This is a genomic window from Pedobacter terrestris (assembly GCF_052343045.1).
Classification (GTDB): domain Bacteria; phylum Bacteroidota; class Bacteroidia; order Sphingobacteriales; family Sphingobacteriaceae; genus Pedobacter.
On the sequence record NZ_CP180264.1, the window covers coordinates 1,825,778 to 1,839,169 of the forward strand.

At 43.6% G+C, this 13,392-nt stretch carries 3 protein-coding genes; all 3 read left to right on the top strand.

Translation table 11 applies throughout. From position 1 onward, the window contains the following. Window positions 1–24 precede the first annotated feature (24 nt). The 3 genes from ACJVDH_RS07890 (at window position 25) to ACJVDH_RS07900 (ending at window position 13,388) form a co-directional block, all read left to right on the top strand. Window positions 25–10,527: an MBG domain-containing protein gene (locus ACJVDH_RS07890; RefSeq protein WP_443947019.1), complete on the top strand. Its 10,503-nt coding sequence runs from the start codon at window positions 25–27 to the stop codon at window positions 10,525–10,527. 14 nt (window positions 10,528–10,541) lie between these two features. Next, on the top strand, window positions 10,542–11,402 hold the full coding sequence (locus tag ACJVDH_RS07895; protein WP_443947020.1) for a PorP/SprF family type IX secretion system membrane protein: 861 nt from the start codon (window positions 10,542–10,544) through the stop codon (window positions 11,400–11,402). Window positions 11,403–11,552: 150 nt separating this feature from the next. Further along, window positions 11,553–13,388, top strand: coding sequence for a hypothetical protein (locus tag ACJVDH_RS07900; RefSeq protein ID WP_443947021.1), 1,836 nt, complete (start codon window positions 11,553–11,555; stop codon window positions 13,386–13,388). Window positions 13,389–13,392 lie beyond the last annotated feature (4 nt).

The window sequence follows — 13,392 nt, forward strand, 5'->3', positions numbered from 1 at the left end:
TGAAGATTTAGAAAAAGTTGTTATATGAAGAAATTTTACACTTTAAAAAAGGTATACCGTTTTTTGTTAATTGTCCCGCTGTTGTTAATCAGCGTATTGCATGCACGGGCTTCTTTATCTAAAGGCGATCTTGCGGTTATCGGCATGAACGGTGATGTTGATGCCTCATCTACTGTACGTAGTTTTGCTGTAGTTGCTTTAAATACGATTGCTGCTAATGAGACAATCTATATCACAGATAGGGGCTGGATCAATGGTTCTCCCGGAAATTTTACAACCAGTACTACCTTAGATGGAACTATCCAATGGACAACATCTTCGAGTATACCTGCAGGTACAGTAATCATATTCAAACTGAATATGGCTTCTTCAGGAAGTAAAACAGTATCTGCAGCTAAGGGAGACGGTTCGGCAATTCCAGGTGCAGATTTATCAATTTCAGGCTGGATCAATTCCGTAGTTACATCACTACCGTGGAATAACGCCAGTGGAGATCAATTATTGATCTATCAGGGAACAGAAGGTAATCCATCCTTCATATATGCTTTTAATAATGTTAGAACTACTGGAACAAACAATAGCTCAGGTGGATGGTTTGTTAATCCGAGCAGTGTTACAGGTAGCCCAAATACGGGAACTACCAGTATTCTTTACAGCGAGTTACCTTCCGATTTGGCAGGTACCAACTATGCAATAGGCTTTTTAACGAATAGCTCAAGTGACCCACGTTATCCAAACATGAGCTATGTGCCAAGTATATCAAGCGGTTCAAAGGCCGATTGGTTAGCGGATATTACCAGTGCTGGCAAATGGTCTAGCAATGCAGCTAATAATCCTTTTAACTTTGGGCTGGGCTTCGGTACTGGTAACTTAACACAATTTAATGTTGGAAGTGGAGTACAGGTACCAACCGTAACCAGTGTGTCCGTTCCTGCTAATGCTACTTATATAATAGGACAAATCCTATCATTTACCATAAAATTTTCGGGCAATGTAGTGGTAACAGGTACTCCTCAACTGAGCCTCACGGTAGGTTCGGCGAGTAAACTAGCCAATTATACTAGTGGTACAGGCACCTCAGCTTTAACATTTAATTACACCGTTGCCAGTGGAGATCTGGATGCGGATGGGATTGCCATCGGTACTTTGGGCTTAAACGGAGGTACGATTAAGGATGCTTCAACTAACAATGCGACCCTGACATTAAATAATGTGGCCTCCACCGCGAGTGTATTGGTTGACGGTATAGCACCTACGATAGCGATCAGCAGTACGGCTGGTACATCGGGTGGATCAACAAGTACTTCACCAATTCCATTTACGGTCACTTTTTCAGAATCTGTGACGGGTTTTGTAGTGGGAGATATTACCCCTGGAAATGCAACAATCAGCGGATTTTCAGGCAGTGGGACGACTTATACCTTTAACGCAACACCAACAGCGAACGGTGCGGTAACCATGAATGTTGCAGCCAATGTGGCACAGGATGCTGCCGGAAACGGCAATACGGCAGCCAGTCAGTTTTCGATTACTTATGCACAGGCCGTGGCCGCACCAACCGTAACGGCTTTGAGCCCAACCAGCGGCCCGACTGGCGGAGGCACTAGCATAACTATTACCGGTACCAACTTTAGCGGAGCAACCGCGGTGACCTTTGGCGCTACGCCGGCTACAGGCTTTACCGTTAACTCGACCACACAGATCACGGCGACCGCACCGGCAGGAACAGGTACAGTTGATGTCCGCGTCACTACAACAGGTGGCACCAGTGCGACCAGTGCCAGCGACCAGTTTACCTATGTCGCCGCACCGACCTTAACGGCTTTGAGCCCAACCAGCGGCCCGACCGGCGGAGGCACTAGCGTAACCATTACCGGCACCAACTTCAGCGGAGCAACCGCGGTGACCTTTGGCGCTACGCCAGCTACAGGCTTTACCGTTAACTCGGCTACACAGATCACGGCGACCGCACCGGCAGGAACAGGTACCGTTGATGTCCGCGTCACTACAACAGGTGGCACCAGTGCGACCAGTGCCAGCGACCAGTTTACCTATATCGCAAGACCAGCGGTAACGGCTTTGAGCCCAAACAGCGGCCCGACTAGTGGAGGCACTAGCGTGACCATTACCGGCACCAACTTCAGCGGAGCGACCGCGGTGACCTTTGGCGCTACGGCGGCTACAGGCTTTACCGTTAACTCGGCAACACAGATCACGGCGACTGCACCGGCAGGAACAGGTACCGTTGATGTCCGCATCACTACAACAGGTGGCACCAGTACGACCAGTGCTAGTGACCAGTTTACTTATATCGCAAGACCAGCGGTAACGGCTTTGAGCCCAACCAGTGGGGCAACCGGTGGAGGTACTAGCGTTACCATTACTGGCGCCAACTTCAGCGGTGCGACCGCGGTGACCTTTGGTGCTACGGCGGCTACAGGCTTTACCGTTAACTCGGCAACACAGATCACGGCGACCGCACCGGCAGGAACAGGTACCGTTGATGTCCGCATCACTACAACAGGTGGCACCAGTGCGACCAGTGCCAGCGACCAGTTTACCTATGTCGCCGCGCCAACCGTTACAGCCGCACGAATCAGCATCAGCGGCGCAAACGGTATAGGTGGTGCATACAAAATTGGTGATGTAGTAACAGCTACCTGGAATAATACAGCAAGTGGCGATAATAATTCGGGTGTTACAGCAGTCACTATAGACTTCAGTCAGTTCGGCGGAGGTGTTGCAGTTGCAGCAACCAACAGTAACGAAACCTGGACAGCTACTTACACTATTGTAGCCGGAAATATAGCTGCTACCAGCAGAAATGTAGCTGTAACCGCCACAAATTCAGTTGGCCAAACCACTGTTACAGATGATGCTAATGTTACCGTAGATAATATAGCACCGACAGTGGCGATCAGCAGTACGGCTGGTGCCTCGGGTGGATCAACAAGTACCTCACCAATTCCGTTTACAGTTACCTTTTCAGAATCCGTAACCGGATTTGTGGCAGGAGATATTACAACTGGAAATACCATTATCAGTGGATTTTCGGGCAGTGGAACAACTTATACTTTTAACGCAACACCAACCGCAAATGGTGCGGTAACGATAAATATTGCAGCTAATGTGACACAGGATGCTGCAGGCAATGGCAATACGGCTGCCAGTCAGTTTTCTTTTACTTATACACCAGCCAACCAAGCTCCTGTAGTAACTACTAGTGGAGGTGCAACTACCTTTTTGGGTTCGGGAGTAGTGATAGATAATGGCTTAACGGTATCGGATATCGATAATTCTACCTTAAGCTCAGCTACTGTTGCTATAACTGGAAATTTCCTGTCAACACAAGATGTTTTAACTTTTACCAATAATTCCATAACGATGGGTAATATTGTTGGCAGCTATTCGGCGGGGACTGGTGTATTAACATTAACATCGAGTGGTGCAAATGCAACGCTTGCTCAATGGCAGGCTGCTTTAAGATCAATTACTTATAATAATACAGCGGGTTCACCAAATACTGCAACAAGAACAATAAGTTTTACCGTAAATGATGGTACGGCAAATAGTAATACGGCTACCAAAAATGTAACCGTTATGAACCAGGCCACAGTAACTTCAATTGTTCGTGCGGCATCAAATCCAACTAATGCTGCTGCAGTAACCTATACCGTTACTTTTAATAAATCGGTAACAGGTCTGAGCACAAGTAATTTTTCCATCACCACAAGTGGTACCATAAACGGTATTTCGCCTTCCGTATCTGGTTCAGGTACTACTTATACTGTAACCATTAATACGGGCACAGGTTCTGGAACGATTAGGCTAAATCTTGCTAATTCTACCGGTATCTCGCCTGGCCCAATTACTAATCTGCCCTTTATTGGAGAAACATATAATATAGATAAAATTGCACCTTCCGTTACCTCGGTAGCTGTTCCGGCTAATGGTACTTATACCGCTTCACAAAATCTTGATTTCACGGTTAATTTTTCAGAAGCGGTTACGGTAGATGCCACAGTTAATACACCTTTTATCGCTGTAATATTAAATACTGGCGGTACTGTACGTGCAAACTATATTTCAGGGAGCGGCACCTCTGCACTTGTATATCGATACACAATTGCCAGTACAGACAGAGATTTGGATGGGATTGTTTTAGGTGCGTTAAATATCAATGGTGCTACCATCAGGGATGCGGTAGGTAATAATGCAAATACAACCTTAAATAATGTGGGCAGTACTGCCGGTGTACTTGTAGATGGAACCCCAAGCACTTCTCAAACGATTACATTCAACTCCTTGCCTGCAAAAACTTATGGTGATGTAGATTTTGATCCGGGAGCTACGAGTAATAACTCGGGCATTCCTATTACCTATACCAGTAGCAATACCAACGTTGCAACTATTGTAAATGGTAAGATTCACATCATTGCTGTTGGCTCGTCAACAATTACGGCCAGTCAGGCAGGAGATGCCTCTCATAATGCAGCAACGGATGTGCAGCAGACACTAGCGGTTAATGCAAAAACTATTACGGTAACAGCTGCAGCGAAAAGTAAAACCTATGGAGATGCTGATCCTGCATTGACTTATACCTTTGCTCCGGCACTGGTAACCGGCGACAGTTTCTCTGGAAGTTTAACCAAAATACCAGGTGAAAACGTGGGCACTTATGCGATCAACCAGGGTACACTTGCACTAAGCAGCAATTATACCATTACTTATGTTGGTGCTGATTTAACTATTGGGGCGAAAACCATTACGGTAACGGCTGCAGCGAAGAGCAAAACCTATGGAGATGCCGATCCTGCATTAACTTATACCTTTGCTCCGGCTTTAGTTGGAACAGATACTTTCACGGGAAGTTTAACCAGAATACCAGGTGAAAACGTGGGTACTTATGCGATCAACCAGGGTACATTGGCCTTGAACAGCAATTATACCGTTACTTATGTTGGTGCTGATTTAACCATTGGTGCAAAAACCATCACGGTAACAGCGGCAGCGAAAAGCAAAACCTATGGAGATGCTGATCCTGCATTAACTTATACCTTTGCTCCGGCTTTAGTTGGAACAGATACTTTCACGGGAAGTTTAACCAGAACACCAGGTGAAAACGTGGGCACTTATGCGATCAACCAGGGCACACTTGCACTAAGCAGCAATTATACCGTTACTTATGTTGGTGCTGATTTAACGATCGGTTCAAAAACCATCACAGTTACTGCAGCTGCGAAAAGTAAAACCTATGGTGATGCCGATCCTGCACTGACTTATACCTTTGCTCCGGCACTGGTAACCGGCGACAGTTTCTCTGGAAGTTTAACCAGAATACCAGGTGAAAACGTGGGCACTTATGCGATCAACCAGGGTACATTGGCCTTGAACAGCAATTATACCGTTACTTATGTTGGTGCTGATTTAACCATTGGTGCAAAAACCATCACGGTAACGGCTGCAGCGAAGAGCAAAACCTATGGAGATGCCGATCCTGCATTAACTTATACCTTTGCTCCGGCTTTAGTTGGAACAGATACTTTCACGGGAAGTTTAACCAGAATACCAGGTGAAAACGTGGGCACTTATGCGATCAACCAGGGTACATTGGCCTTGAACAGCAATTATACCGTTACTTATGTTGGTGCTGATTTAACCATTGGTGCAAAAACCATCACGGTAACAGCGGCAGCGAAAAGCAAAACCTATGGAGATGCTGATCCTGCATTAACTTATACCTTTGCTCCGGCTTTAGTTGGAACAGATACTTTCACGGGAAGTTTAACCAGAACACCAGGTGAAAACGTGGGCACTTATGCGATCAACCAGGGCACACTTGCACTAAGCAGCAATTATACCGTTACTTATGTTGGTGCTGATTTAACGATCGGTTCAAAAACCATCACAGTTACTGCAGCTGCGAAAAGTAAAACCTATGGTGATGCCGATCCTGCACTGACTTATACCTTTGCTCCGGCACTGGTAACCGGCGACAGTTTCTCTGGAAGTTTAACCAGAATACCAGGTGAAAACGTGGGCACTTATGCGATCAACCAGGGTACATTGGCCTTGAACAGCAATTATACCGTTACTTATGTTGGTGCTGATTTAACCATTGGTGCAAAAACCATCACGGTAACGGCTGCAGCGAAGAGCAAAACCTATGGAGATGCCGATCCTGCATTAACTTATACCTTTGCTCCGGCTTTAGTTGGAACAGATACTTTCACGGGAAGTTTAACCAGAATACCAGGTGAAAACGTGGGCACTTATGCGATCAACCAGGGCACACTTGCACTAAGCAGCAATTATACCGTTACTTATGTTGGTGCTGATTTAACGATTGGCGCAAAAACCATCACAGTTACTGCAGCTGCGAAAAGTAAAACCTATGGAGATGCTGATCCTGTATTGACTTATACCTTTGCTCCGGCACTGGTAACCGGCGACAGTTTCTCTGGAAGTTTAACCAGAACACCAGGTGAAAACGTGGGCACTTATGCGATCAACCAGGGTACACTTGCACTAAGCAGCAATTATACCGTTACTTATGTTGGTGCTGATTTAACGATCGGTTCTAAAACCATTACGGTAACAGCGGCAGCGAAAAGTAAAACCTATGGCGATGCTGATCCTGCATTAACTTATACCTTTGCTCCGGCTTTAGTTGGAACAGATACTTTCACGGGAAGTTTAACCAGAATACCAGGTGAAAACGTGGGTACTTATGCGATCAACCAGGGTACATTGGCCTTGAACAGCAATTATACCGTTACTTATGTTGGTGCTGATTTAACCATTGGTGCAAAAACCATCACGGTAACAGCGGCAGCGAAAAGCAAAACCTACGGTGATGCCGATCCTGCACTGACTTATACCTTTGCTCCGGCACTGGTAACCGGCGACAGTTTCTCTGGAAGTTTAACCAGAACACCAGGTGAAAACGTGGGCACTTATGCGATCAACCAGGGTACACTTGCACTAAGCAGCAATTATACCATTACTTATGTTGGTGCTGATTTAACGATCGGTGCAAAAACCATCACGGTAACGGCTGCAGCGAAGAGCAAAACCTATGGAGATGCCGATCCTGCATTAACTTATACCTTTGCTCCGGCTTTAGTTGGAACAGATACTTTCACGGGAAGTTTAACCAGAACACCAGGTGAAAACGTGGGTACTTATGCGATCAACCAGGGTACATTGGCCTTGAACAGCAATTATACCGTTACTTATGTTGGTGCTGATTTAACGATCGGTGCAAAAACCATTACGGTTACTGCAGCTGCAAAAAGTAAAACCTATGGAGATGCTGATCCTGTATTGACTTATACCTTTGCTCCGGCACTGGTAACCGGCGACAGTTTCTCTGGAAGTTTAACCAGAACACCAGGTGAAAACGTGGGCACTTATGCGATCAACCAGGGTACACTTGCACTAAGCAGCAATTATACCGTTACTTATGTTGGTGCTGATTTAACGATCGGTTCTAAAACCATTACGGTAACAGCGGCAGCGAAAAGTAAAACCTATGGCGATGCTGATCCTGCATTGACTTATACCTTTGCTCCGGCACTGGTAACCGGCGACAGTTTCTCTGGAAGTTTAACCAGAACACCAGGTGAAAACGTGGGCACTTATGCGATCAACCAGGGTACACTTGCACTAAGCAGCAATTATACCATTACTTATGTTGGTGCTGATTTAACGATCGGTTCTAAAACCATCACAGTTACTGCAGCTGCAAAAAGTAAAACCTATGGAGATGCCGATCCTGCATTGACTTATACCTTTGCTCCGGCACTGGTAACCGGCGACAGTTTCTCTGGAAGTTTAACCAGAACACCTGGTGAAAACGTGGGCACTTATGCGATCAACCAGGGTACACTTGCACTAAGCAGCAATTATACCGTTACTTATGTTGGTGCTGATTTAACGATCGGTTCTAAAACCATCACAGTTACTGCAGCTGCAAAAAGTAAAACCTATGGAGATGCCGATCCTGCATTGACTTATACCTTTGCTCCGGCACTGGTAACCGGCGACAGTTTCTCTGGAAGTTTAACCAGAACACCTGGTGAAAACGTGGGCACTTTTGCGATCAACCAGGGTACACTTGCACTAAGCAGCAATTATACCGTTACTTATGTTGGTGCTGATTTAACGATCGGTGCAAAAACCATCACGGTAACAGCTGCAGCAAAGAGCAAAACCTATGGAGATGCCGATCCTGCACTGACTTATACCTTTGCTCCGGCACTGGTAACCGGCGACAGTTTCTCTGGAAGTTTAACCAGAACACCTGGTGAAAACGTGGGCACTTATGCGATCAACCAGGGTACACTTGCACTAAGCAGCAATTATACCGTTACTTATGTTGGTGCTGATTTAACGATCGGTACGAAAACAATCACGGTAACGGCAGCAGCGAAGAGCAAAACTTACGGTGATGCCGATCCTGCACTGACTTATACCTTTGCTCCGGCACTGGTAACCGGCGACAGTTTCTCTGGAAGTTTAACCAGAACACCAGGTGAAAACGTGGGCACTTATGCGATCAACCAGGGTACACTTGCACTAAGCAGCAATTATACCATTACTTATGTTGGTGCTGATTTAACGATTGGCGCAAAAACCATCACAGTTACTGCAGCTGCGAAAAGTAAAACCTATGGTGATGCTGATCCTGCACTGACTTATACCTTTGCTCCGGCACTGGTAACCGGCGACAGTTTCTCTGGAAGTTTAACCAGAACACCAGGTGAAAACGTAGGCACTTATGCGATCAGCCAGGGCTCACTTGCATTAAGCAGCAATTATACCATTACTTATGTTGGTGCTGATTTAACGATTGGCGCAAAAACCATCACAGTTACTGCGGCAGCAAAAAGTAAAACCTATGGTGATGCCGATCCTGCATTGACCTATACCTTTGCTCCGGCACTGGTAACCGGCGACAGTTTCTCTGGAAGTTTAACCAGAACACCAGGTGAAAACGTAGGCACTTATGCGATCAGCCAGGGCTCACTTGCATTAAGCAGCAATTATACCATTACTTATGTTGGTGCTGATTTAACGATTGGCGCAAAAACCATCACAGTTACTGCGGCAGCAAAAAGTAAAACCTATGGTGATGCCGATCCTGCATTGACCTATACCTTTGCTCCGGCACTGGTAACCGGCGACAGTTTCTCTGGAAGTTTAACCAGAATACCAGGTGAAAACGTGGGCACTTATGCGATCAACCAGGGCACACTTGCACTAAGCAGCAATTATACCGTTACTTATGTTGGTGCAGATTTAACGATCGGTTCTAAAACCATCACAGTTACTGCAGCTGCAAAAAGTAAAACCTATGGTGATGCCGATCCTGCATTGACGTATACCTTTGCTCCGGCTTTAGTTGGAACAGATACTTTCACGGGAAGTTTAACCAGAATACCAGGTGAAAACGTGGGTACTTATGCGATCAACCAGGGCACACTTGCACTAAGCAGCAATTATACCATTACTTATGTTGGTGCTGATTTAACGATCGGTTCAAAAACCATCACGGTAACAGCGGCTGCAAAAAGTAAAACCTATGGAGATGCCGATCCTGCATTGACGTATACCTTTGCTCCGGCTTTAGTTGGAACAGATACTTTCACGGGAAGTTTAACCAGAATACCAGGTGAAAACGTGGGTACTTATGCGATCAATCTTGGTTCCATAGCTTTAAATGGAAATTATAGCATCACATTTACCGGTGCTAACCTTTCCATAACAAAATCATTGCTTACTGTGACTGCGGGCAATGCGGTAATGTGTCAATCAGATGGTTTTCCTTCTTTTTCAATATCCTATATAGGTTTTAGAGGTACAGATTCTGAAAGTTCACTGATTACAAAACCAATTGCCGCAACTACAGCCAATAGAAATGTTCCGGGAACCTATCCAATCGTGGTATCTGGGGGAGTATCAAATAATTATAATTTTGTCTATGTTAATGGCACTTTGACCATAAATGCAGCTCCTTTAATTAGTATCTCAAGTAATAAAACTACAGAGATAAGTAAGGGTGAAACAATCATTTTGACAGCCACAGGAGGAACAAATTATACTTGGTCTTCAGCCAATGGAATCCTCAACGGTCAAAATACTTCAATACTAACGATACGTCCAACGCAAACGACGACTTATACCGTTCGGGTAACAAACGGTTCAGGATGCAGCAGCACACAAAACATTACGATCAAAGTTGCTGAAGATTATAAACTCGTTGCCACAAATATTCTTACTCCAAATGGAGATGGCGTTAACGATACCTGGGTTGTTGAAAATATTGATATGTATCCAAATAACGAAGTCAGGATTTTTGACCGCAATGGTAGAGAACTTTATAATAAGAAAAGCTACGATAACAGTTGGACAGGAACAGTGAGAGGAAATGATCTCGCTGAAGGAACTTACTATTATATTATCACCTACGGACCTGATAAATTGGTTCAAAAAGGATTTATCACAATTATCAGAAACCGTTAAGAAACATGAAAAGCATGAAAACCAATTTACTTATACTCATCGCAGTTTTATCGGTCAGTAAAATAAATGCACAAACCAGTCCATTAGTTAATCAATATTTTCATAATACCTATCTTTCCAATCCTGCAATGGCCGGCACTAATCAAGGTGCAGCGGTGGATCTGTCTTACCGCTCTCAATGGAACAATATTCCTGGAGCCCCTGAATTGCAAAATTTAACAGCTACTTACGGTTGGGAAAAGGTAGGTGTGGGTTTAAATATGAATATGGATAAGGCAGGTTTACAGCGTCAAACCCGTGTGCTTGCTTCCTACGCTTATCATTTACCTTTAGGTGAGGAGAGCAAGCTACATTTTGGGATATCCGCAGGATTTATCAATCAAAGAATTGATATGCAAGATCTCATTGGTAATCCTAACGATGTTTTGGTAGGCGCTTACAACACCGATCACAGAACGTATTTCGATGGAGATTTCGGCCTTGGATTAACCAGTAAAGGTCTTAATCTGGACTTTGCCCTGGTTAACTTAAAAAACTACCTTAAAAGAGATAGTTACAAACTGGTTAATGCTCCCGTTATATATGCCGCGGCTGGTTATAACTTCGACTTTGGATCCAACCAATTTCAACCCAAAGTAGCCTACAGATCTTTTCAGGAACTTTCAGGAATTTTTGATATTGGTGGACAAGTAGCCTTGATAGATCAACAGCTCTTATTCACAGCAATGTATCATACCAGCAATGCTGCGAGTTTCGGTGTTGGTGTACATTATCGTAAAAAGTACACTATTAACACTGCGTACACCGTCCAAACTGGTCAGCTAAGGGGATATACAGCAGGCGCTTTTGAAATAAATCTGGGAATAAACTGGTGATGTAAAACAACGCTTGTAAAAGGAAGATCGTTATTGCCCATCAATGTATAAATGCTGACTTATTCATTATAAACAGGTAATGCTCGCTGGTTTTTACCCGTACAATACAATAAAATATAAAATTAACTTTTCTCAAAAACGCCCATCCATATGGGAAATAAGCAAACTAAAATAATGATTAATAGCAATATTAACTTGGGTTACTATGACATGGTTTTATCATTGTCTGAAAATAAAATCAATCAGGAATTTGATTTCCTGTTCAGACAGAAGAAGATTAAATCAGAGTTTAACGTCATGAGTAATATTCACGGCAATGAACGTATGATTTCTTCAGATCCGGGGTTTGCAAGCATTAAACAAGATTGGTTAAAAACCGATCGCCTTCTTCAAGAACAGATCAGCCTGAAAAATCAAGTCGACACACTAACGAGTGAAGTCTCAAAAGCACTGAAGGAAAAAAGATTTGGTGAAGCTGCAGCAATCGACGAACAAAAAGATACTATAATCCAGCAAGAGAAATTTGTATCCAGCCGTTTGACTGCATTACAAAAGTTTGATGTGATGGTGGATGCGATCATCAAAAGCCCTAAAGTCGAGATCGTAGAAAATGAACATTTTTCCCTGCTGTTTATTCTGGAGTTTGAACGCGGAACTCTCAATTATATTGAAAATAATGTTTTTTGTTCAGCAGATTTGGCGGGAAAAAGTTATGCTTTTACTGTACCCATCGGGAAAGTAAAAATCAGCAAAGATGAGATGTACATCACCGGAGACAAGGAAAAAACGTTACGCGACAGTGGATTTACAGAAGACGATTTTACAATTGAATCCATCTTTCTCAATTTTAACGATGTCAATATTTCGTCTTTCAGCACAACAAAGAGCAATCTTCCAGATGTCCAGAAAACAAAAACTTTTCTCCTGCTTTCCATAACAAATTATTTTAAAGCATTAAGTGATACCGAAAATCCATACGTTCTAGGATACGCCATTAAAAAAAGAACAATCAAGGCGACTGAGCGCGCTATGTTGTATCCAACTGGTGCATCTTTTTCAACATCTAAAAGCATCGAAGCTCGAGCATCTTCTTTCAATTTTCTAATGCTCGTTAACAATAATAAATTCCCAACTGTAGGCGGGAGCGGAATATTAAAACATAACCTTATTGAAAAGAGCCGTGACAAATCCTCAGGTGGCAATGGCACGATAGCCATCAACTATCCAACTTTCAGGGATATTTATTTAAAAGAACTTAATCAGGCTGTTATAGATAATTTCGACAGCAGTTTTAAAAAAAATCAGCCTCAGTTATATTACGGGATAATAAACGAGATGGGGTATACCAAATTCGTTTTCATTAAAGGCGGCTTAAAAATGTTTATCGTTCTTCATGAGCCACGTTTACTCAATAAAATAAAATCTGATGGTTCCACCGCGCTCGAAATTCAGTATCCCATTACTGTGGATGGTAAAAAACATGAAGAGATATCTAAAAAGGTCTTTGGATTCTCCGCAGGAACCGTCGGTGTCGACCAGCGGTTTTCAAGTGAGGGGCGTTATGAAATTGATGGACAAACTGGCAAACATGGCAAGCTCACATTGTTTTTGCAAGCCTCCGTATCGGGACAGTTGGCTATTCTTTCCGAATATATAAATCCCACAATTGGAAATATTACTGAAAGTGTGGAGTATAAAGACACTACTGACAAAATATGGGACACCTTATCTTATTTTCTGGATCCCCTGGAAACAGTTGAAGGATTAAAAATGCTCTTTTCGGAAAAAGGTAGAAATATTATTCAATTCGACCAGTCTACCTTCAGCAAGGTGGAATTCAATAATCTGAATAACTTTTCTAACCGCGTGATTTTGCCAGGTTCAAACACTTATACATTTAAAAATATCCGATCAATGACAGACGAGTTTAATGATCAGGATGCGATACTTTTTGACATTTCATACGCGCCCACAACCAATAAATAAAATA

What these genes read in the sequence shown, in the direction of transcription:
- ACJVDH_RS07890 (WP_443947019.1), top strand. Translation starts at nt 25, where the DNA reads ATGAAGAAATTTTACACTTTAAAAAAGGTATACCGTTTTTTGTTAATT.
- ACJVDH_RS07895 (WP_443947020.1), top strand. Translation starts at nt 10,542, where the DNA reads ATGAAAACCAATTTACTTATACTCATCGCAGTTTTATCGGTCAGTAAA.
- ACJVDH_RS07900 (WP_443947021.1), top strand. Translation starts at nt 11,553, where the DNA reads ATGGGAAATAAGCAAACTAAAATAATGATTAATAGCAATATTAACTTG.